22 protein-coding genes are annotated in these 21,477 nt (G+C 65.9%); 11 read left to right on the top strand and 11 right to left on the bottom strand.

What is annotated here, in order from left to right:
- Together ACFYOW_RS44200 and ACFYOW_RS44195 are read left to right on the top strand one after the other, a co-directional pair.
- Nucleotides 1-492: a general stress protein gene (locus tag ACFYOW_RS44200; protein ID WP_063047186.1), complete on the top strand. Its 492-nt coding sequence runs from the start codon at nucleotides 1-3 to the stop codon at nucleotides 490-492.
- A 4-nt stretch (nucleotides 493-496) separates the two neighbouring features.
- Complete coding sequence (locus ACFYOW_RS44195) at nucleotides 497-1,078, top strand: suppressor of fused domain protein (RefSeq protein ID WP_387297199.1); 582 nt, start codon at nucleotides 497-499, stop codon at nucleotides 1,076-1,078.
- A 3-nt stretch (nucleotides 1,079-1,081) separates the two neighbouring features.
- On the opposite strand, the gene ACFYOW_RS44190 is transcribed toward ACFYOW_RS44195, so the two are convergent.
- Nucleotides 1,082-2,158, bottom strand: coding sequence for a magnesium and cobalt transport protein CorA (locus tag ACFYOW_RS44190; RefSeq protein WP_387297197.1), 1,077 nt, complete (start codon nucleotides 2,156-2,158; stop codon nucleotides 1,082-1,084).
- A 62-nt stretch (nucleotides 2,159-2,220) separates the two neighbouring features.
- Between ACFYOW_RS44190 and ACFYOW_RS44185 the strand changes: the two genes are divergently transcribed.
- From ACFYOW_RS44185 to ACFYOW_RS44170, 4 genes are all read left to right on the top strand, one after another.
- Entirely contained in the window at nucleotides 2,221-3,075 is an 855-nt protein-coding gene (locus ACFYOW_RS44185) for a PHP domain-containing protein (protein WP_063047212.1), read from the top strand.
- Between the two features lie 2 nt (nucleotides 3,076-3,077).
- Nucleotides 3,078-3,338 carry a hypothetical protein gene (locus tag ACFYOW_RS44180; protein WP_387297194.1) on the top strand — a complete coding sequence of 87 codons (261 nt, stop codon included), beginning with the start codon at nucleotides 3,078-3,080 and terminating at the stop codon, nucleotides 3,336-3,338.
- Between the two features lie 51 nt (nucleotides 3,339-3,389).
- Nucleotides 3,390-4,961: an FAD-binding protein gene (locus ACFYOW_RS44175; protein WP_387297192.1), complete on the top strand. Its 1,572-nt coding sequence runs from the start codon at nucleotides 3,390-3,392 to the stop codon at nucleotides 4,959-4,961.
- Nucleotides 4,962-5,399: 438 nt separating this feature from the next.
- On the top strand, nucleotides 5,400-6,596 hold the full coding sequence (locus tag ACFYOW_RS44170) for an NADP-dependent malic enzyme (protein WP_387297191.1): 1,197 nt from the start codon (nucleotides 5,400-5,402) through the stop codon (nucleotides 6,594-6,596).
- A gap of 66 nt (nucleotides 6,597-6,662) precedes the next feature.
- Here ACFYOW_RS44170 and ACFYOW_RS44165 read toward each other — a convergent pair whose 3' ends face one another.
- Together ACFYOW_RS44165 and ACFYOW_RS44160 are read right to left on the bottom strand one after the other, a co-directional pair.
- Nucleotides 6,663-7,079: a CBS domain-containing protein gene (locus tag ACFYOW_RS44165; protein ID WP_387297246.1), complete on the bottom strand. Its 417-nt coding sequence runs from the start codon at nucleotides 7,077-7,079 to the stop codon at nucleotides 6,663-6,665.
- A gap of 151 nt (nucleotides 7,080-7,230) precedes the next feature.
- Nucleotides 7,231-7,866 (bottom strand): maleylpyruvate isomerase family mycothiol-dependent enzyme, encoded by a 636-nt coding sequence (locus tag ACFYOW_RS44160; RefSeq protein ID WP_387297189.1) that lies wholly within the window; start codon nucleotides 7,864-7,866, stop codon nucleotides 7,231-7,233.
- 90 nt (nucleotides 7,867-7,956) lie between these two features.
- Between ACFYOW_RS44160 and ACFYOW_RS44155 the strand changes: the two genes are divergently transcribed.
- Complete coding sequence (locus ACFYOW_RS44155) at nucleotides 7,957-8,394, top strand: MarR family winged helix-turn-helix transcriptional regulator (RefSeq protein WP_387297187.1); 438 nt, start codon at nucleotides 7,957-7,959, stop codon at nucleotides 8,392-8,394.
- A 3-nt stretch (nucleotides 8,395-8,397) separates the two neighbouring features.
- Here ACFYOW_RS44155 and ACFYOW_RS44150 read toward each other — a convergent pair whose 3' ends face one another.
- Genes ACFYOW_RS44150 through ACFYOW_RS44135 form a run of 4 tightly spaced genes read right to left on the bottom strand, consistent with a single transcriptional unit; the run spans nucleotide 8,398 to nucleotide 11,859 of the window.
- Nucleotides 8,398-9,114, bottom strand: coding sequence for an ABC transporter permease (locus tag ACFYOW_RS44150; RefSeq protein ID WP_387297185.1), 717 nt, complete (start codon nucleotides 9,112-9,114; stop codon nucleotides 8,398-8,400).
- Nucleotides 9,111-9,773 (bottom strand): ABC transporter permease, encoded by a 663-nt coding sequence (locus tag ACFYOW_RS44145; protein ID WP_387297183.1) that lies wholly within the window; start codon nucleotides 9,771-9,773, stop codon nucleotides 9,111-9,113. Before ACFYOW_RS44145 ends, ACFYOW_RS44150 begins: the two co-directional genes overlap by 4 nt.
- Entirely contained in the window at nucleotides 9,770-10,918 is a 1,149-nt protein-coding gene (locus tag ACFYOW_RS44140) for an ABC transporter ATP-binding protein (protein ID WP_387297181.1), read from the bottom strand. Before ACFYOW_RS44140 ends, ACFYOW_RS44145 begins: the two co-directional genes overlap by 4 nt.
- Nucleotides 10,919-10,926: 8 nt before the next feature.
- Nucleotides 10,927-11,859: an ABC transporter substrate-binding protein gene (locus ACFYOW_RS44135; RefSeq protein WP_387297244.1), complete on the bottom strand. Its 933-nt coding sequence runs from the start codon at nucleotides 11,857-11,859 to the stop codon at nucleotides 10,927-10,929.
- A 147-nt stretch (nucleotides 11,860-12,006) separates the two neighbouring features.
- Here ACFYOW_RS44135 and ACFYOW_RS44130 point away from each other — a divergent pair, with 147 nt between their 5' ends.
- The 3 genes from ACFYOW_RS44130 (at nucleotide 12,007) to ACFYOW_RS44120 (ending at nucleotide 15,418) form a co-directional block, all read left to right on the top strand.
- A complete protein-coding gene (locus tag ACFYOW_RS44130) occupies nucleotides 12,007-12,969 on the top strand; it encodes a glycine betaine ABC transporter substrate-binding protein (RefSeq protein ID WP_387297179.1) in 963 nt (320 codons plus the stop codon).
- A 217-nt stretch (nucleotides 12,970-13,186) separates the two neighbouring features.
- On the top strand, nucleotides 13,187-13,879 hold the full coding sequence (locus ACFYOW_RS44125) for a PadR family transcriptional regulator (RefSeq protein WP_387297177.1): 693 nt from the start codon (nucleotides 13,187-13,189) through the stop codon (nucleotides 13,877-13,879).
- A gap of 57 nt (nucleotides 13,880-13,936) precedes the next feature.
- Nucleotides 13,937-15,418 (top strand): DHA2 family efflux MFS transporter permease subunit, encoded by a 1,482-nt coding sequence (locus tag ACFYOW_RS44120; protein ID WP_387297175.1) that lies wholly within the window; start codon nucleotides 13,937-13,939, stop codon nucleotides 15,416-15,418.
- Between the two features lie 43 nt (nucleotides 15,419-15,461).
- Here the strand turns inward: ACFYOW_RS44120 and ACFYOW_RS44115 are convergent, their stop codons facing one another.
- The 3 genes from ACFYOW_RS44115 to ACFYOW_RS44105 all read right to left on the bottom strand — a co-directional run bounded on the left by ACFYOW_RS44115 (nucleotide 15,462) and on the right by ACFYOW_RS44105 (nucleotide 18,593).
- Entirely contained in the window at nucleotides 15,462-16,088 is a 627-nt protein-coding gene (locus ACFYOW_RS44115; protein ID WP_387297173.1) for a Uma2 family endonuclease, read from the bottom strand.
- 108 nt (nucleotides 16,089-16,196) lie between these two features.
- A complete protein-coding gene (locus ACFYOW_RS44110; protein ID WP_387297171.1) occupies nucleotides 16,197-17,978 on the bottom strand; it encodes a molybdopterin-dependent oxidoreductase in 1,782 nt (593 codons plus the stop codon).
- A gap of 57 nt (nucleotides 17,979-18,035) precedes the next feature.
- Nucleotides 18,036-18,593 (bottom strand): CGNR zinc finger domain-containing protein, encoded by a 558-nt coding sequence (locus ACFYOW_RS44105; RefSeq protein WP_387297169.1) that lies wholly within the window; start codon nucleotides 18,591-18,593, stop codon nucleotides 18,036-18,038.
- Nucleotides 18,594-18,681: 88 nt separating this feature from the next.
- Here ACFYOW_RS44105 and ACFYOW_RS44100 point away from each other — a divergent pair, with 88 nt between their 5' ends.
- Complete coding sequence (locus tag ACFYOW_RS44100) at nucleotides 18,682-19,551, top strand: alpha/beta fold hydrolase (RefSeq protein WP_387297167.1); 870 nt, start codon at nucleotides 18,682-18,684, stop codon at nucleotides 19,549-19,551.
- 55 nt (nucleotides 19,552-19,606) lie between these two features.
- Here the strand turns inward: ACFYOW_RS44100 and ACFYOW_RS44095 are convergent, their stop codons facing one another.
- Nucleotides 19,607-21,397 (bottom strand): AMP-dependent synthetase/ligase, encoded by a 1,791-nt coding sequence (locus ACFYOW_RS44095; protein WP_387297165.1) that lies wholly within the window; start codon nucleotides 21,395-21,397, stop codon nucleotides 19,607-19,609.
- Nucleotides 21,398-21,477 lie beyond the last annotated feature (80 nt).

Below are 21,477 nucleotides of genomic sequence, written 5' to 3'. Positions count from 1 at the left end.
ATGACGAATCCCTTGGGGAACTCGAATCGCGGTCGCCAGGGCCTGCCGACGCCGCCTTCGGGCTGGCCGGTCGGCTCGTATCCGACCTATGCCGAGGCACAGAAGGCGGTCGACTTCCTGGCCGACAACGAGTTCCCTGTGCAAGACGTGACCATCGTCGGCGTGGACCTGATGCAGGTCGAACGCGTGCTGTACCGACTGACCTGGGGCAAGGTGATCGGCGGTGGAGTGGTTTCGGGCGCGTGGCTCGGCCTGTTCCTCGGCCTGCTGTTGAGCTTGTTCACCACCAGCGGCGGTTTCGCGCCGGTGCTGGTCGGCTTGGTCGGCGGCATCATCTTCGGCGTCATCTCCACCTCGATCCCCTACGCGGCGACCAGGGGACAGCGCGATTTCGCCTCCACCATGCAGTTGGTGGCGGGCCGCTATGACGTGCTGTGCGACCCGAAGTCGGCCGAGCAGGCTCGGGACATGCTGGCGCGGTTGGCGATCTGAGCGCATGGAAGTTGTAGACAAGGTCCGCACCGAGGTGCTGGATCACTTCGGTGCCGCCTCGACGGGCGTCGACTCCGCGTCGGTGACCTTCCTCGGTCTGGAGCCCATCGAGATTCTGCGTATTCCCGGCGACGAGCTGGTGCACTACGTGACCCTCGGCGGATCACGTCATCCCATGGGCGATCCCAGTGACCTGCAGGCCGATCCGGTGCGCGGGCCACGGGCCGAATTGGTGCTGACACTGCGTGCCGGGGTCGGCCCGAGTTCTGGACTCGCCCGCACCCTCGGTGTGCTCGTCGCGGCGCCCGCCGTGGAAGGTGTTGTGCTGCAAGCCGATGCGCTGCTCGATCTGGGCGAGCCGATGTGGCGCGATGCGCCGTTTACCGCGGTGTTGTTGGGGGACAGCGATATTCCCGAGGTCGCGCTGCCCGAACCCGCCGAACCGGTGCGGTATTTCGCGGTGGTTCCGGTGACCGCGACCGAGGCGGCCTGGGTGCGGGTGCGCGGGGCGCAGGCGTTGCGTGACGCGTGGGCCGAGGCCGGGATCGATGTGCACGATCCGGCGAGAGGCGCTGCGTCGCTGTAGTTCTCAGAGCCAGTTGTTGCGGTGGAAATTGACGTAGAGCACGGCGCAGATCGCGAGCGTGATCACGATGACGATCCAGAAGCCCCAGGTTGCCTCCAGCCCCGGCATATGCGTGAAATTCATCCCGTAGATGCCGGCGATCATCGTCGGCACCGCCGCGATCGCGACCCACGCGGAGATCTTGCGCATGTCGGTATTCTGCTGGACACCGACCTTGGCGAGCGCCGCGGTGATCAGTGCGCTGAGTGCCTCGTCGAAATCGTTGATCCGCTCGGCCACTGCGGTGTGGTGGTCGGCGACATCGCGTAGATAACGCCGAATCTCTTTGGGCAACGGCATTGTGGTGTTGCGGCCGAGTGCCTCGAGCGCGGTGCCGAGCGGATTCACCGCTCGACGCAGCTCCACGACCTCTCGCTTGAGCTGGTAGATCGATTCGATGGTCACCGTGCTACGCGGGGTGAAGACCTCTTCCTCCATCTCGTCGATATCGTTCTCGACCGACTGCGCCACCGCCACGTAGGAATCCACAACATGGTCGGCGACCGCGTGCAGCACCGCACCGGGACCGAGCGTGAGCTGTTCGGGGTGATCCTCCAATTCCTTTCGGACACCGGCGAGTCCGGTGTGCTCGCCGCGCCGAACGGTCACCGTGAAATTGGGTCCGGTGAAGACCATGATGTCGCCGGTCTCGACGATCTCACTGACCGAATGGATTTCGTGTGGGACGTAGCTGACAGTGCGCAGGACGAGGAACAGAGTGTCGTCGTAGCGTTCCAACTTCGGCCGCTGATGACCATGGACGACGTCCTCGACGGCCAACGGGTGCAGGTCGAAGACCTTAGCGATATCGGCCATCTGGAACTCGTCCGGCTCGTGCAGTCCGACCCATACGAATCCGGTTCCCCGATTGCTGACCTCGGCCATCGCGTCCGCGTGGCTGAAGTGGCCGGGCAGCCGTCTGCCGTCGACGTACACGGCACAGTCGACCACCGCACGCGCGGTGGGGACCGGGATATGGGGCACTGGGGTACGTACTCGGCCCTGGCCGCGGAACGACGGTAGCGGCGGAATAGATGGCACGGGTTGATGCTACGTCGCGTGCGCCTGCGTGCGCCGTGTGAGCGCACGGTATGAAAGAAGGCGTGCGCATCGACCTGCATACCCATTCGACCGCGTCCGACGGTACCGACACCCCGGCCGAACTCGTCCGTAACGCGGCCGCGGCCGGCCTGGACGTCGTCGCCATCACCGACCACGACACCACCGCCGGGTGGGCCGAGGCGGTCGACGCGCTACCGAAGGGATTGACGCTGGTGCGCGGCATGGAGATGTCGTGTATCGGGCTCGGTGAGGACGGGTGGCCGGTCCCGGTGCACCTGTTGGCTTACCTCTTCGACCCGACCGACCGGTGTTTCGCCGACGAGCGGGAACGCTTGCGCGCCGAACGCGTCGAACGGTTGCGCGCGATGGCCGAGCGCATGCGCGACGACGGACTACCCATCGATCCGGATGCGGTCCTGGCCTCGGCCGGACCGTCGGCGGGGCGTCCGCATCTGGCGCGCGCACTCGTCGCGGCAGGTGTGGTGCCGACCGTGGACGCGGCCTTCACCGAATTGCTGGCCCCGCACGGCCCCTACTACGCGGAGAAGGCGGATACACCGCTGCGCCGGGCCGTCGAGATGATCGCGACCGCGGGCGGGGTCAGTGTGCTCGCGCACACCCGGGCGCGTAAGCGTGGACGGCTGCTGGCGATCGACGATATCCGCGAACTGGCCACGCTCGGACTCGGTGGGCTCGAGATCGATCACCCGGACCATTCCGCGGCCGATCGCGCGTTGCTGACGGAGTTGTCCGCCGAACTCGGTCTCATCACCACCGGTTCGTCGGACTATCACGGTTCCAACAAAACCATCCGGCTAGGTGAATTCACCACCGACCCCGCGCAATTCGAGGAACTCGCGGGCAAAGCGACGGGCGTGCCGGTGATCGCCTCGTGAGAGTGCTGCGCGGACTCAGCGGAATCGTCGCCGGTGGGATGTTCGTGCTGGCCCTCGTCGTTATCGGGGCTGCGGTAATAGCTGCTCGGCGCGGCTTTCCCGGACCCGGCGGCGAATCGGTGACGTGGCATGTCGCCACCTCGGCGATCGGCCTCGGCGCACAAATTTTTTCAGATCGTCATCGGGGTATGGCAGCTTTTTCCGGATCGGTGGTCGTTTTTATTGTCGCCGGGATATTGCTGTGGACGCAGTGGTGGAGCTGATAAATCGGTAATGGTTGCGGTCGCGTGAATTGTGGCCGAACATTTCTCTTTGTGACGGAATTCGAGACGGATGTGCTCGTGCTCGGCGGCGGTCCCGCCGGGATCTGGGCCGCCATCTCCGCCGCCACCGCGGGCGCTCGGGTGACGCTCGTCGACAAGAGCCGCTGCGGCGCGAGCGGGCCGACCGCCGCAGGGACGACCTCGCTGTGGAATATCCCGCCGGGGACCGCGCGAGACGAGGCGGTGCGGCGCGCATACGCGCACGGCGGCGGACTCGCCGAACCGGAATGGATGCTGCGCGTACTCGATGAAACGCACCGGCGGGTCGAACAGCTCGTGGCGTGGGGTTATCGGTTTCCTGGTGAGGGCAACGGCGCAACGCCATTGCGCGTATGCCTCGACGGCGCACGCTATCTGCGTCGGATGCGCCGCAGCCTGCTCGAAGCCGGAGTACGAATTCTCGATCACCATCCCGCCCTGCAACTGCTCGTCGATCGCGACGGTGCGGTCGCCGGTGCGGTTGGTGTGCAGCGGCACAACGGCTTTCGGACCTGGACCATCCGAGCCGGGGCGGTCGTCGTCGCCACCGGCGGCTGCGCCTTCCTCTCCGGCGGCGCAGGCACCGATGTGGATACCGGCGATGGACTGCTGCTGGCCGCCGAGGTGGGCGCGCAACTGTCGGGCATGGAATTCTCCAGCGCCTACGGTCTGGTACCGGATGCGCCCGCGCCCCGCGACACCGCCTTCGCTCCCGGGCTGGCACTGCATTTCGCGACGCTCTACGACGAATCCGGTGCGGAGATCACCGGACATCGCTCGGCGGCATTCACCGCGATCGCGGATGGCCGCCGGATCTACGCGGCCCTGGATGATGTGCCCTACCCGGTCCGGCGCTGGCTCTCCAGACAGGGGCTGGTCGACCACACCCGCCGGGTACCGCTGCGCGCGGTGCTGGAGGGGACGGTCCGCGGGACCGGCGGGTTGTGCATAGGCGGGACCGACTGCGCGACCACGGTGGCCGGCCTCTACGGTGCGGGCGATGTGATGACGCGCGAGCCGATCACCGGCGCGGTCAGCGGCTTCGGCGGTCAGGGCGGAGCATGGGCCATCGCCTCGGGTGTGTGGGCCGGAAAGGGGGCCGCGCGCTTCGCACGTGGGCGCGGCGTGACGGGTCCGGTACGTGAGGTGGCCGGTGCGGGACTGAATCCGGTGGCCCGCATCGATCCGCGCGCGGTGGTCGGGTTGGTGCAGGAGCACACGCTGCCACTGCGGCGCAGCTACTGGCGCAGCGCCGGAAGTCTGCGCGACAGTATCGGCGAACTCGACGCGATGTGGCCGGGCGCCGACTTCGATCTCGGCGGGTTCGGCGTGGACCGGTTGCGGGCCAGGCAGGCGGCGGCGCTGCTGGCGGTGGCACGCTGGACCAAATACAGTGCGCTCGCGCGCACGGAGAGTCGCGGGATGCACCGGCGCACCGATCATCCAGGCGCAGCGGCGGATTGGCGGGTGCGGCTGACCTCCGGCGGACTCGAGGCGGTGTGGGTGCGCCCCGGGGTTGCCGATATGATGCCCGAGCCCCCGGCGCGGCCGGAGCTCACCGCGGCCGATCCGCTCCGGTTGTGACAGCTCACCGGATACCGCTGCCGAACTGCGAGTTTCTGCTTACCCCCTGGTAATTCCCGCGACCTACCCTCGAAAGATGACGCTCGACCGGGACACGACACGCCGGTTTGGCAATGCGTCGTCCCGGCTGGCAGAATGTTGCGGATTCCCGCCTACGCCACCGCCGGGTTCGGGAACAACGGCGATCATCGCCTCGCGACGCACCGTCGCGACCCGAGGATCTCCCCGCACGTTTCGTACGGACACACCCGTCCGACCTTCGCTCTGCGGATCAGTGCCGCGCCACGTTTCGGTTGTAGATCGTCGCATTTCCGACGCTCTCGTCTCGACCCGAAATGTCCCGGTCAGCGCACTCGATGAGCGTGTGAAACAGCTAATACCCATGTACCCGGCGGTAACCGTCCCCCCGGCTTGTCCGACCCGATCAGGAGTGAAATCGTGTCATCTGTGACTGACGCAGCGAATGCCACCGCAAGCCTTTCCGAAATCACCGAGGAAGAAATTTTCGCGGGCCACCTAGGTGGCAAGCTGTCGGTCGAACTCGCCGCACCTTTGGACACCCAGCGCGACCTTTCCATCGCCTACACCCCGGGTGTGGCGAAGGTCAGCCTGGCCATCGCGGAAGACGAGGCGCTGTGCAAGCGCTACACCTGGACCGACCGGCTCGTCGTTGTGGTCAGTGACGGCACCGCGGTGCTCGGTCTCGGTGACATCGGCCCGCGCGGCTCGCTGCCCGTGATGGAGGGCAAGGCGGCGCTGTTCAAGAAGTTCGCCGGACTGAATTCGATCCCGATCGTCCTGGACACCAAGGACGTCGACGAGATCGTGGAGACCATCATCCGGCTGCGACCGAGCTTCGGCGCGGTGAACCTGGAGGACATCTCGGCGCCGCGTTGCTTCGAGATCGAGCAGCGGCTCATCGAGGCCCTTGACTGCCCCGTCATGCACGACGACCAGCACGGCACCGCCATCGTGGTGCTCGCCGCCCTCAATGGCGCGGCCAAGGTGCAGGGTCGTGCCATCGAGGGCATGAAGGTCGTGGTGTCCGGTGCGGGCGCCGCCGGTGTCGCATGCACGAACATCCTGCTCGCCGCGGGTGTCAAGGACGTGACCGTGCTCGATTCCAGGGGCATCGTGAACCGCGAGCGCGGCGACCTCAACGAGGTGAAGGCCGAGCTGGCGCAGCGCACCAACCCGCGCGGTCTCGCCGGTGGTGCGGCCGAGGCGCTGGACGGCGCCGATGTGTTCCTCGGACTCTCCGCGGGCACCATCGCCGAGGAACTGATCGCCTCGATGGCGCCGGAGTCGATCGTGTTCGCCATGTCGAACCCGAATCCGGAGATCCACCCCGATGTCGCGCACAAGTACGCCGCGATCGTGGCCACCGGGCGCAGCGACTTCCCGAACCAGATCAACAATGTCCTCGCGTTCCCCGGCGTCTTCAAGGGCGCGCTGGACGCGGGCGCGCGCCGCATCACCGAGGGCATGAAGATCGCGGCCGCCGATGCCATCCTCAGCGTGGTCGCCGATGAGATCGCCCCGGACAAGATCGTGCCGAGCCCGCTCGACCCGCGCGTCGCTCCGGCCGTTGCCGAGGCCGTGGCCGCCGCCGCCCGCGCGGAGGGCGTCGCGTAATTGCGACCCGGAAATACGGGGCTGCTCACTCGGATGAGCAGCCCCGTATTGCGTTGTGCAGGTTGATCAGTGCGGAACGAATACGGCCGAGACGAATTCTGCGATTTCGGCGTCGCTGAGGTTCTTGGCGATATCGGATTCGCAGATCATGCCGACGAGTCGCTTCTTGTTGTCGATCACCGGCAGCCGTTTGATCCGATCATGCTCCATCATGTCCAGCACCTCGCGGACGTCGGCATCGGCGGATATCCAGCGCGGGGTGCCCTCGGCCAGATCCCCGGCCCGCACCTTGCTCGGATCATGGCCCATCGCAATGCATTTCACGACGATGTCGCGATCGGTGAGCATGCCGACGAGCCGGTCGTCGTTGCCGATCGGCAGCGCGCCGATATCCAGCCTGCGCATCATCTGCGCGGCCCGATCCAGCGTTTCGTCGGCGGGGATCCACTCCGCGTTTTCGTGCATGATGTCGCGCGCCTTCATAGAGCGACTGTTCACGGTACGCCTCCTGGTCTCGGATGAGTGATCCCGCAGAATTCGGCTCCGCGATCGTGCATCGAGCATCCGCGAAGCAAACTCCTGCGGCCACGTCACATCGTGACCCATGTCACATCATTGGTCAATGCCGGAGCGGTCAGCGCAGGCGAGCGGTCATCGACGCGACGCCGTCGCCCGCCAGCAGGTCCATTGCCGCTGTGCGGCCGGTGACCAGGAGTAACAGTGCGGTGATCGGGCCGCGGATCTCCGGTCCGCTGCCGTGGGTCCAGTCGACGTCGGATGCGACCAGTCGGATGCCGTCGAGGCGGTGTTTATCCCATACCGGCCATCCGACGGTTACCGCATGTGCGGCCGCGGCCGCCGCGGCGGCTGGCTCGATCTCGATCGTGCGACCGAGCGGAATTGCGATGTCCTGACCGTGCACCATCGTGTCGAACAGGATGTTGTGATAGTTGGTGAGCTTGGGTAGCGTCCGGGAACCGGCGTTGGCGTGAATCGCCGAAACAATTTCTGCGGCTGGATGTTTCGCGTAGCGCCTGGTGAGCTCATCGATGAACCGGTTGTAGTTGCCGCGTGCGCGGATGCCGGTACCGAGCATGACGCCGATCGGGGGTGGCTGCGGTGTCAATGCGATGTGTGCGGCGACCTCCCGGATTCGCCAGCCCGCGCACAATGACGGTGTTTCCCACTCGTCGGCCGAAAGGTCGGCCAGCAGGTCGGCAATCGCGCGCCGCTGCTGTTCGATGGTCTGCCAACAGGTTTCGCGGTCCATGGTGCGCTCCCGGGTTTCGGACCTCTTGTAAGATTGGTCAGATAGGCTTACCAATATAGTAAGCTTATCTGATCAACGTCAAGGAGTGGGATGGCCGACGAGGATATGAATGTGGGCCTGCTGATGTTCATTGCGCACCGATCGATGGAGGACCGGATCTTCGCCGATCTCGCCGAGTCCGGATACGACGACATCACCGTCGCCCAGGGGCGGCTCGCGGCGCGCATCGGTCCCGATGGCAGCCGCCTGACCGAATTGGCCGAGCAGGCCCAGGTCACCAAGCAAACCGCCGGATTCCTGGTCGATCAGCTCGAGCGCGCCGGCTATGTGCGGCGCGTGCCGGACCCGAGCGACGGTCGGGCACGGTTGGTCGTGCTGTCCGAACGGGGGGCGACGATGGCGGCGTACGCGAACTCCGTCGCCGATCGGATCGAGGCCGAGTGGGCGACGCACCTCGGTGTGCAGCGCATGCGGCAGCTGCGCGAGACGATGGCCCGGCTGCGCGAGATCACCGATCCCTATGCCTGAGCTCTATTCCGCGGTCTGCAGGATTCCGGCAGGGGTCATGGGTAGCTGAGAGGTACGACGCAGGCGACCCGTGCCGGGTGCGCTGACCCAGACCGCGAAAGCCAGCAGCCCGTCCATCACCATGGCGAGGACCGCGACCAGCAGGGCTCCCACGAGGACCCGGTCGTAGCGGTAGACGGCGATGCCGTCGAAGATGTAGCGGCCCAGACCGCCCAGGTTGACGAAGGCGGCGATGGTGGCGGTGGCGATGACCTGCAGGGTGGCCCCGCGCAGGCCGGTGAGCAGGATCGGTAGCGCATTGGGGACCTCGACGCGGAACAGGATCTGGCGCTCGGTCATGCCCATGGCGCGTGAGGCGTCCACGACATCGGCCGCGACATTGGCGATTCCGGCGTAGGCGCCGGCCAGCAGCGGCGGAATGCCCACCGTGACGAGTGCGAGCAGCGGCGGAATCAGGCCGAGTCCGAGGCCGAGCACCAGGAAGGTCAGCAGGCCGAGGGTGGGCAGCGCGCGCATGGCATTGGCGAATCCGACCAGCAGCGCGGAACCACGACGGGTGTGCCCGATCACCAGCCCGAGCGGGAGCGCGACGGCCGCGGAGACGACGACGGTCAGGAAGCTGTACCAGAGGTGCTCGGCGATGCGGTGTTGGATCCCCGCCGGGCCGCTCCAGTTCGCGCCGTCGGTGAAGTAGTGCCAGGCATCGATGAAAAGGTTCATGACGCAGTGCCTTTCGCCGTCCTGGTGTCCGCGCGAGTCCACGGGGTCGCCCAGCGTCCGATGGCGTACACCAGGCGGTCGAAGATCAAGGCCAGCGCCAGTGTCACGATGATTCCCGCGATGATCTCGTCCGGGTAGTCGCGCTGATAGCCCTGGGTGAAGAGTTTGCCGAGCCCGCCGACACCGATCAGCGCGCCGACCGAAACCATGGCGATATTGGTGACCACCACAACGCGCAGGCTGGAGACGAAAACCGGGATGGCCAAAGGCATATCGACGGTCACGGTGCGCCGCAGCGAACTGAAGCCGACGGCGTCGGCGGCGTCGATGACGGTGGGCGACACCGAATCCAGTGCCGTCGGCACCGCGATCACCAGCAGTGCCGTCGAATACACGGTGAGCGCGATGATCACATTCAGCGGATCGATGGTCGAAATCCCGGCCAGCGGCGGAATGATCACGAACAGGGCCAGCGACGGAATGGTGTACGACAGGCTGGCCGCCGTCACCGTGACGCGCCGCAGCCAGGAGATCCGGCGCACCAACGCGCCCACCGGAATCGCGATGATCAGCCCGAGCAGTAGCGGCACCAACGCGAGATAAAGATGGGTCTTGGTGAAACCCATGATCTCGGAGAAGTTGTCGATCAGATACTTCATGCGTTTTCGGTTTCGAAGAAATGCCGATTGCGCTCGTCGTCCTCCAGCGTGCGCTGCCCGGCGAGTTGCTCGAGTACCTCCGGAGCCCGGATACCGCCGCGAGCCGCACCGGAATCGTCAACGGCGACACCGATTCCCGACGGTGAGGAGATCGCCGCGTCCAGCGCCTGCCGGAGGTCGCCGTCCGGCGGGAAGAGCGAGCCGCCCGCGGCGATGCTGTCGTGCAAGGCCCGCCCGGCCCGAAGGCTCTCTACGCCGGTGACATCGATCCACCCGCGCGGAACGCCGGAATCGGTGACCACCAATACCCATTCGCCGCGGTCCAGCCGCAATCCGGCGAGTTCGGGTTCGGTCGCGGTGTGAATCGCGTGCAGTGTCAGGCTATCCGCACTGCGGAACGACAGTGCGCGATAACCGCGATCACGTCCGACGAATCCCGCCACGAAATCTGTTGCGGGCGCGGCCAGTACGCGCTGCGGTTCGTCGTACTGCTGGAGGACGCCGCCCGGTCCGAACACCGCGATCCGGTCGCCGAGTTTCACCGCCTCATCGATGTCGTGGGTGACGAAGACGATGGTTTTGCGTAATTCCGCTTGCAGCCGCAGCATTTCGGCCTGCAACTCCTCGCGCACCACCGGATCGACCGCGCTGAACGGTTCGTCCATCAAAAGCACCGGCGGATCGGCGGCCAGCGCCCTGGCCACCCCGACCCGCTGCTGCTGCCCGCCGGAGAGCTGGGCCGGATACCGGTTGGCCAGCGATCGGTCCAACCCGACCCGGTCCAGCACCTCGAGTGCCGCCGCGCGGGCCGCGCGACGCCGAACTCCTTGCAGCACAGGCACAGTCGCGACATTGTCGACGACGGTGCGATGCGGCAGGAGTCCGGCGCTCTGGATCACATATCCGATACCGAGCCGCAGCTCGACCGGATTCACCGTCGAAATATCCGCGCCGCCAACGGTGATGGCGCCCGAACTGGGTGTGATCATCCGGTTGATCATGCGCATCGAGGTGGTCTTGCCGCAGCCCGACGGTCCGACGAATACGGTGAACGAACCGGATTCGATGCGTAGATCGAGTTCGGAGACGGCGTGCGTGCCGTCCGGATAGGTCTTGCTGATACGGCTGAAATCGATATCGGACACGCTGGCTCCTACCCGGTGGGCTTGTTCAGCCCTTGGGCGGCGACCCATTGTTGTGCTGCGGCCTTGGGTTCGGTCTTGCTGCTACCGGAGACCGCCTCGTTGAGCTTCAGCAGTTCGTCGGTGCTGAGTTTCGCGGAGACCGCGTTGAGCGCGGCGAGCGCCTTATCGGTCTTCTTGGCGGAGTTGAACAGCGGCACGACATTCTGGGCGGGGAAGTTGTGCTTCGGATCCTCCAGGACCACCAGATTGTTCTGCGCGATCGCCGGGGAGGTGGTGAAGATATTGGCCGCGGTCACCGTGCCCTCGACCAACGCGCGCACCGTCGCGGGTCCGCCGCCGTCGGCGATCGGCACGAAATTGTTCGCCGCGATATCCAGATTGTAGTTCTTCTTCAGACCGGGCAGACCGCCTGCGCGCTCCTGGAATTCGGCGGGCGCACCGAATTTCACCTCGGCCGAATGTGCGGCCAGATCAGCGATGCTGTGCAGGTTCCAGCGCTCCGCGGTGGCCTTGGTGACCACCACCGCGTCCGAGTCCTGGCCCGGGGCCGGGGTGCCGACGGCGAGATCGGAACCGAGTGCCTTGGTGAGGGCGGCGTCGATATCGGCTGAGCTTGCCGCGGTGGCGTTCTTGTCCAGGTACTGCAGCAGGTTGCCGTTGTACTCCGGAATCACCGAGATCGCGCACTGGCGCAGTGCCGGGATATACGCTTCGCGGCTACCGATATTGAGTTTGGTGTCGACATTGAATCCGTTGGCGCGCAACACTTCCGCGTAGATATTCGCGACCGTTTCCGATTCCGGGAAGTTCGCCGAGCCGACGGTCAGCCCGTCGCCCTCGCAATTGCCCTTGGCCGCAAGCGGATCGGAGTTGCCACAGGCGGACAGGATCATGGCGGCGGCCAATGCCGCGGCGGCGACGAGAATGCGGGCGGCGCGCAGCGTCAGCCGCAGCGCGAACCGCCCGTGCCGCGCGGCATCGGGGTTGATCGTGGTTTTCACTGGAGTCCTTCCGGCATGACGGGCGGTGCGAGAAGCCGTGCTCGCACGGCCACCCGGTACATTCTGGTTGTTCATATTGCCCGCTGCATGCAGTTCCTGTTCACTACCGAAGGTTGGTGTCGCCGGATGGGGTTGGCCGCGTCGAGGCGGATGCTGGCACGGATCGTGGTCGTCACGGCCGTCGGGCTGGCTGTTTCCTGCGGAAGCGACGATTCGGGCCCGACGATAGCGGTCGGCGCGGGCGATTCGATGGAATCAAATCTGCTTGCGCAAATTTATGCGGGCGCGTTGGCGCGGACCGGTGCGCGCAGCTCGGTCACCGCCGATCTCGGTAATCGGGCGGACTATCTGGCCGCACTGGATGCGGGCACGGTGACGGTGGTCGGCGAACACAGCGGCGAACTGCTCACCTTCCTGAATGCCGATGCGCGGGCGCGCAAGCCCGAGGTGACGACCGAGGTGACGGACAAATCAGCACCAGTTCGGCTGTCGGTGACCGAGGAGTTGAACCGGTCGCTGCCGGAAGGGATGGCGGTCTCCGATCCGGCCGACGGCACGGATATGCGAGCCCGGGTGCTGCTGACCGAAGCGGCGGGCAAGGACGTGCGGTCGCTCAGCGCGCTCGCACCGCGCTGTGGCGAAATCCAGGCCGGGGTGGCACCGGTGCCCGGGGTGCTGCAAACCGCGGCGCCCGTGCGGATTGCCGGTTGCGACTTCGCCGCTACCAGGCCCTATCCCGACGCGACTGCGCTGCGAAAGGCCTTGCTGGACGGCGAAATCCAGGCCGGAATCCTGACCGGCCCGCCCGCGCTGACCCCCGGTGCGACCGATGGGCTGACGGTCCTCGCCGATAACGACTACGCGGTGCGAGCCGAGAATGTGCTCGCGGTCTACCGCAAGGGTCTGCTGGATGATCGGCAGATCAAGAAGCTGAACTATGTCGCGGGTGAGCTCACGACCGGCGAGTTGGCGGAGATGATCCGCAAGGTCGGCGAAGGTGCCGCTGCCGCAGAGGTAGCGCGCACCTGGTTGGACAACCACGCACTCTAGAAAATCCCTGGTCACGACGGCCCGAGCGGTTCACGCTCGGGCCGTTTGCTATGTCGCCGATCACATTTCCGCTCGATAGTGCGGTCTTGTGGACGGACTGTTCCGCGCCGTATATTCCACGTGGAGTATTTGATGCGGAGTATGTCGGTGGCCATGGCTATCGTGCTCCAGGAATTCGATCTCGCATCCGCGAGTGTTGTGCAGGAGGTGACCGAACATGGGGCAGCACGCGCGCCCGTCGGTGACGCCATTGGCGATCGCCGTGCTCGCGCTGCTCGACGAGCGGCCCATGCATCCCTACGAGGCGTATCAACTGCTGATCGCCCGTCGGGAGGACATCTTGGTGAAGGTGCGTCCGGGCTCGCTCTATCACACGGTGACGCGGTTGGCCGACCAAGGAATGGTGCAGGCCGAGGGCGTCGATCGGGATGGGAATCGGCCGGAGCGCACCACCTACCGGATCACCGAAAGCGGCCGGGAGGCATTGCGTTCCCGGATCGCCGAGATCCTGCGCAATCCCGGGCGGGAATACCCGGTATTCCCGGTCGCCCTCGCGGAGGCGCACAACCTGCCCGCGCCGGAAGTGCTCGCGCTACTGCGGGAGCGGGTCGAGCGATTGGCGCAGGACCTTGCCGACGTCGACATGATGAGCCAGTGGGCGGGGTTGCACGCGGTACCGCGGCGCTACTGGATCGTGCTCTCGTATCTGCGTGCCACCATCGCCGCCGAGATCGCGTGGGTCGACAACCTGATCTCCGAACTGGACAGCGGCGAGATGGAGTGGGACGAATTCGATCCGGCCACCGGCGTCCGCATAACCGAACATCAGCACCCCTGGTCCGACCAGGAACATTCCGAATCACCCCCGGTGCCGCGCCGCTGGAACGAGACCAGCGCGTCCTCGCCCTGATGCGTACCGGTGTGCACACGCCCTCCGGAACAGACATCCGAGATAGGAACCAAATCCATGACCACACAACGTAATCCGTGGCTGGCGCTGTTCGCGCTGGTCGTCGGCTTCTTTATGATCCTGCTGGATATGACCATCGTCGCGGTCGCGAACCCGGCGATCATGACGGATCTGCAGGCCGACATCTCCCAGGTCATCTGGGTGACCAGCGCGTACTTGCTGACCTATGCGGTGCCGCTGCTGGTCACCGGTCGGCTGGGTGATCGCTACGGGCCCAAGAACCTGTACCTGATCGGTCTGGCCGTATTCACCGCCGCCTCGCTGTGGTGCGGTCTGTCCGGATCGATCACCATGCTGATCGCCGCGCGGGCCGTGCAGGGTCTCGGCGCCGCGATGATGACGCCGCAGACCATGGCGGTGATCACCAGGACCTTCCCGCCGGACAAGCGCGGTGCGGCCATGGGTCTGTGGGGCGGTGTCGCCGGTCTGGCCACGCTGGTCGGCCCGATCCTCGGCGGTGTGCTGGTCGACGGGCTCGGCTGGGAGTGGATCTTCATCGTCAATGTTCCGGTCGGCGTCGTCGCGTTCGCGCTCGCGGTCTGGCTGGTTCCTGCGCTGCCGACGCATGAGCACAAGTTCGACATCCCGGGTGTGGTGCTCAGCGGAATCGGTCTGTTCCTGCTGGTCTTCGGTATCCAGGAGGGCAATACCTACGACTGGTCGCTGCGCATCTGGCTGATGATCGGCGCGGGTGTTGTTGTGCTCGCGGTGTTCCTGGTGAATCAGTCGCGCAATACCGGTGAGCCGCTGCTGCCGTTGGGGCTGTTCCGTGATCGCAACTTCGCGATGTCGAATGTGGCCATCGCGACCATGGGCGCGGCGGTCACCTCGTTTATGGTGCCGACGTACTTCTACCTGCAGGCGGTGCGGGAAATGTCACCGACCAAGTCCGCCTTGGTATTCGCGCCGATGGCGATCGTCACGGGCGTCTTCGCACCGATCATCGGCAAGGTCTCCGACAAGCTGCACCCGCGTCTGGTGCCCACCATCGGATTCATCGGATTCTCGGCGTCGATCTTCTGGTTCTCGGCAGTGATGACTCCGCATTCGTCACTGGTGTGGTTGCTGGTCTCGGCCGCGCTGGCCGGTTTCGCCAACGCCTGCATTTGGGCGCCACTGGCTTCCACCGCCACGCACAACCTGCCGATCCAGTTGGCCGGGGCGGGCGCGGGTGTCTACAACACCACCCGGCAGGTGGGTTCGGTACTCGGTAGCGCCGCGATCAGCGCCTTGGTCGCGGCCCGGATGAGCGCAAACGGCCTCGGCGGCGGCAAGGTCTCCGAAGGCGGTGCGGGCCAAGGGCCCATCCCCGAATTCGTCAAGGACGCCTTCAGCACCGCCCTCAGCCAAGCCATCCTGCTCCCCGCGGGCATCCTCCTGATCGGTGTAATCGCCTCGGCCCTCTTCATCCGCCACGGCAAGTCCGCCGCATCCGGCCCGAAGACCGACCTGGCCAAGGCCGACACCGTCGGCGTCTGAGTTCTGTGTGCCCCGTGCGTGATTCGCGCACGGGGCACACCCGTCAGCGGGCCAGACCCGTCAGCTGAGTCCAATCGATGGTTATCCGAATCGGTAGGTCGACGGTGGTCTGCGGCTCGTTCGGCGTCAACTTCGCATGAGGTCGGTATTGGCCGAGGACATGGTCAAGAACGAAGATCTCGATCATTGAGACGCTGTTATCGCCAATCCGGACAATCCAGTACCACGGGATACCGGCAATGGCGTACTCCGCTTTCTTCTCGACCAGGTCGATCCTCGTGGTGCCCGGCGACACGATCTCGATGACCAGCTTTACCAGGTGAGCGGGCAGCGGTCGGAGATCGGCGGGTGCGCAGTCGTAAATGCCGAGATCGGGTCGCCTGATGGTTGTTCGCGGCGCTTCCCACAGCAACATGTCGAAGTCAATACTTGTGTCCAGGCATTCGTCCCGATACTGGTCGACGTGCTCGGCGATTGCTCGGTCAACCATGTGTGCAAGTCTGAACGTCGCTGTGTGATGCGGTCGACTCGGTTCTTCCGCCCGGACCGCTTCGCCGTTCTCCACCTCAACCAGGCGGCAGAAGTCTTCGGGAAGTTCCTTCCAAATCTCCACCGTGATCGGCTCCGGCTGCAGGTTCTCTTCCCGCGCCCAATCGAATACGGCGGACATGCTGCTCCTCGGGACCGGCAACGAGTATCGGGCCGATCCTATCGTGGCAAGCGCAACCGGCTGGTAAGCGCGCACCGGGCCGAAATGTTGTCTGATGCGCCGTAATCGTCAGCCGACCTGGATGGTGGTGGAGGGGTAGCCGGTGGCGCCGTCGGGGACTACAGGGGCGCGGGCTTCGGTCTGGGTTTCGCCGGTGCCGTCGGTGGCGCGGGCGCGGATGGTGTGGGGGCCGGGGGTGGCGTTCCAGTCGTAGACCCATTGGCGCCAGGTGTCGATGGACTGTTCGGTGGACAGGCGGGCGGGTTGCCAAGGGCCGTTGTCGATTTGGACTTCGACGGCTCGGATGCCGCGGTGTTGGGCCCAGGCGACGCCGGCGATGGCGGTGTTGCCCGGTTGCAGTTTGGCGCGGGCGCGCGGGGTGTCGATGCGGGTGCCGGTTTTGATGGGGCCGTAGGCGGACCAGCCGCGACGGGTCCAGTAGGCGGTGGCGCGGTCGAAGCGGGTGATCTCCAGTTCGGTCACCCATTTGGTGGCGGAGACGTAGCCGTACAGGCCGGGGACGACCAGTCGGGCCGGATAGCCGTGTGCGACCGGGAGGGGTTCGCCGTTCATGCCGACGGCGAGCAGCGCATCGCGGCCGTCTGTGAGTACGGCCAGCGGGCTGCCCGCGGTGAAGCCGTCGATGCTGTGCGACAGGACCATATCGGCATCCGGATGCGGTCCGGCCTCTGCGAGCAGTTCGTCCAGGCGGTAGCCGCGCCAGCTCGCATTGCCGATCAGATCGCCGCCGACCGGATTCGAGACACAGGCCAGCGTCACCAGCGTCTCGACCGGTGTGCGTTTGGCGAGATCGTCCCAGCTGAGCTGGATTTCGTGATCCACCATCCCGTGGATCCGCAACGACCAATCGTCGACGGATACCTGCGGCACGATCAGCGCGGTATCGATCCGATAGAAGTCGCTATTGGACGTCAGATACGGCGTCAGTCCCGGCAATTTCAAATCCGCGTCGGGTGCGAGCGAAACGGTCGGCCCACTCGGCTCCGGCAACTGAATCGCCGCCCGCTCACCGGAAACATCCCGCCGCTGTGCCCCGATCAGCCGCCCACCCACCCCACTGAGCAACCCCAGCCCACCCGTGATCGCAATGCCCCGCAACACCTGTCGCCGCTGCGGTCCCGAAGCCGCAGGTTCCTTCTCGGCCGCCGCCGCGGTCGAGCGGGCCGGTGTCCCGCCGCTGCTCGACGCTAGTTCTTCCGCCGTGACCGGACCGGCCTCGGGGACCCCTGCCGCGCCCTGGTCGGCCGAGTCATGGTGGGTGGCAGCCGGTTCCGGTGTCGCCGATGACGATGCTGCCGCGCTCTCGCCAACCCCCTCACCGGGCGCGGCCGACATGTCGGTGCTGGATGAGTCGGCTTCGGTGGCAGTAGTTTTCGGCGAGGCGGGCCGGGACATGTGTGCGGCTGCTGCGTCGTCGATTCGGGAGGTCAGGGCGCGGAGGGCGTAAATGCCTGCGGCGACACCGATTACGGTGGGCCAGACGGTGGACAGTCCGGTGCGGCCGAAGGCGATGGCGGCGGTGAGCAGGCCGAGGGCGGCCAGGAGCCAGGACCCGCGCGGGTGATCTGTTCGTTCGATGGCTCCGATGAATCCGGCGACCAGTACGGCCACGAGTGCCATGCAGACGAACAACAGGGTCTTGTCATTGGTGCCGAAGGTTTGGATGACCCATTCGCGCAGGCCGTCCGGGGTGTGGTCGATGGCGGTGGAGCCGAGAGCGTTCGGCGGTGCGCTGTCGGGGCCGATGAAGGCGGCCACGAGCTCGGACACGCCGAGCGCCAGACCGGCGGCGACAATGCCCGCCGCCACCCGAAAGCGCAGTTCAGCCATGGTCCGAGCCTACTGCCGGGTGCGGTTGGGGAGTATGACCATTCGGTGACGTGAACCTCAGTCCGCGGACTTGTGCCGCTGGTAGTAGCGGGCTACGCGGACCCGGTTGCCGCAGCGTTCGGGTGAGCACCAGCGACGGCGCGGGTGGGCGGGCAGGAACAGCAGAACGCAGTCGTCGGCTTCGCAGCACTTCAGCTTGCCGATCGATGGATCGGCGAGCAGGTCGGCGGCGGCTTCGGCCAGGACCGCGGCCAGCTTCTCGGCCGCCGTGCCGGTGCGGCGCACGGTCGTGATTACCGCATCGCCGCCCCACCCGAGCTGTCGGACCGGGGGCGCGGCGGCCTGCGCGGCATTGAGTCCGCGCAATGCATCGGTGGGCGGGCGACGATCGTGGAGCAGAGCGTCGAGGACGGCGCTGATGTGGTCGCGCACTGCATGGACGGCGGCGAGTTCGGTGGAAGTGGGGTGTGCAATCGCTGGCTCCGGGAACCGTTCGGCCTGCAGCGCAAGCCAAATCGCGAGGTCATCCGGGGTCGCCAGCAGATCGACACCGCTCGGCCGGGTATTGACCAGGTCCAATGCCAACGGCTCGCCGACCAGCGGAGCTTCACTCATGCATCTAATGCTACATCGTGCAGTTGACACATTAGAAGTTGATCCGCTAGAACTAATGCAACATCACGGAAAGAAGGCATGTGAAGCCATGATCGAGCTGCCAGTCATCCACCACCGCCACATCGATGTCGACGGCGTCGAGGTCCACTACCGCGAATCGGTCCCCAACCGCGCGGATGCTCCGGTGCTATTGCTGCTGCACGGCTTTCCGTCGGCCTCGCACCAGTTCCGCAGGCTCTTCGATGTGCTCGGCGCACGGTACCGGCTGCTCGCCCCGGACTACCCGGGCTTCGGAAACACCACCGCACCAGCCGATTTCGACTACTCGTTCGAGCGATTGGCCGATGTCGCCGAGGGATTCGTCGAGCGGCTGGAACTGCGCGAGTTCGTCATGTACGTCTTCGATTTCGGCGCTCCGGTCGGCTTCCGCATCGCGCTGCGCCACCCCGAATGGATCAACGGCCTCATCGTCCAGAACGGCAATGCCTACGAGGCGGGACTGTCGGATCTCGCTCGCGACTTCACCGCATTGCGGCCCGAGGACGAAGGAGCCGAAGACACGATTCGCGGTCTGCTCACAATGGAGGGAACCCGCGGCCAATACGAACAGGGCGTCCCCGACCCGACCGTGCTCAGCCCCGAATCGTGGATTCTCGATCAGTACTTCCTCGACCTGCCCGGCCGCAAGGAGGCCCAGGTAGCCCTCGCCTTCGACTACAAGTCGAATGTCGCTGCCTACCCCGAATGGCAGCAGTGGCTGCGCAAGTACACCCCGCCGACCCTCATCGTCTGGGGCTCGAACGATCCCTTCTTCCCTGAGCCCGGCGCGCACGCCTACCTCGCCGATCTCCCGGACGCCGAGCTGCACGTCTTCGATACGGGCCACTTCGCGTTGGAGACACACCTGGCCGAGATCGCGCCGCTGATCGCCGACCTCCTGGACCGCCTCCCCAGCTGAACGAAAAGCAAAGGCGCCGCCCGCAACTCGCGGACGGCACCTCGCAAAACCAGCGTCAGCAGTAGATCTTCTCCACCTCGGACGCGTACTGCTTCATCACCACGGCCCGCTTCAGCGACATCTTCGGCGTCAGCTCACCGGTCTCCTGGGTCCAGTCGACGGGCAGGATGCGGATCTTCTTGATCGCCTCGGCATGCGAGACCTTCTTATTGGTCTCCGCGACCGCCGCATTGATCTCCGCGACCAGCGCCGGATTCTCGATGATCTGCTCGATCGGGGTCTCGACGGGCAGGTTGTTGCGTTCCTTCCAGCCCGGCAGCGCCTCCGGATCGAGGGTGATCAGCGCGCCGACGAAGGGCTGTCCGTCGCCGACCACCATGACCTGGCTGATCAGCGGGTGGGCCCGCAGCGAGTCCTCCATCAGACCGGGGGAGACGTTCTTACCGCCCGCGGTGACGATGATTTCCTTCTTGCGGCCGGTAATGGTGACGTACCCGTCACCGTCGACGGCGCCCAGGTCACCGGTCTTGAACCAGCCGTCGGTGAACGCCTCCTCGGTGGCCTCGGCATTGCCCCAATAACCGTTGAAGACAACCGATCCGCGCAGCAGCAGTTCGCCGTCTTCGGCGATCTTGACCGCATGGCCCTCGATCGGCTTGCCGACGGTGCCGACGCGAATATTGCCGGGAGTGTTCACGGTGATGGCCGCGGTGGTCTCGGTGAGGCCGTAGCCCTCGTAGATGGTGACGCCGACGCCGCGGAAGAAGTGGCCGAGGCGTGCACCGAGCGGTCCGCCGCCGGAGACCGCGGCCTCACACTGACCGCCGAGCGCGACCCGCAGCTTGCTGTAGACGAGCTTGTCGAAAACCGTGTGCTTGAGCTTGAGCACCAGGCCGGGCCCACCGTTGTCGAGGGACTGGCTGTAGGCGATGGCGGTCTCGGCGGCCGCGTCGAAGATCTTGCCCTTGCCGCCGTCGTGTGCCTTCTGCTTGGCGCTGTTGAACACCTTCTCGAAGACGCGCGGCACCGCGAGGATGAAGTGCGGGCGGTAGCTGCCGAACTGTTCGACCAGGGTGGACCAGTCGGCGGTGAACGCGACGATCACCTTGGCGTCGAACGCCGCCAGCGTGACGGCACGCGCGAAGACGTGCGCCAGCGGCAGGAACATCAGCGTCTTCTTGCCCTCGGTGACGTACTTGCTCAGCGCGATCCGGTCGGACTTCGACTCCGCGTACAGATTCGAATGCGAGAGCATGACGCCCTTGGGGCGGCCGGTGGTGCCCGAGGTGTAGATCAGGGTGGCCGGGGACTTGGCATTGACCTCGGCGCGGCGCGCGTGCACGGTCGCGTCGTCGAGGTCGGCGCCGCGCGCGATCAGATCGTCGACCGCGCCCTTGTCGATCTGCAGGGTCTCCTTCAGATCCGGCAGCACGCCCGCCTCGATCTCATCGATCACCTTGCGGTGCTTATCGCTGTCGACCACCAGCAGCTTGGTGGCGGAGTCCTGCAGGATCCACTTGGCCTGTTCGGCGGCCGAGCTGTCGTAGATGGCGACGGTGCAACCGCCGGCAGCCCAGATGGCGAAGTCGAGCAGCACCCACTCGTAGCGGGTCGGGGCCATGATGGCGACGCGATCGCCGAGCTCGAGACCGGAGGCGATGAGGCCCTTGGCGACATCGGTGACCGTCTTGGCGAATTCCGCGGCCTTGATTTCCCGCGAGCCGCCACCGTCGGTGACGTTGAACAGCACCGCACCGGGCGACTGCTCGGCATGCCGGAAGACATTATCGGAATTGTTCGCATCTTCTGGGACGGTGTAGGAAGCCGGGACTTCGAACTCTCGCATCAGTGCCCTTCCACGTGGGTTTACTCGCCAGTAATCTACGACACCTGTGACCGGGACGTCAGCTCGGCCTGCTCACAGAT

This window comes from Nocardia sp. NPDC006982, assembly GCF_042869435.1.
Lineage (GTDB): Bacteria > Actinomycetota > Actinomycetes > Mycobacteriales > Mycobacteriaceae > Nocardia.
The sequence above is the reverse complement of the archived record's forward strand: the minus strand, read 5'-3'. Positions and strand labels throughout refer to the sequence as shown.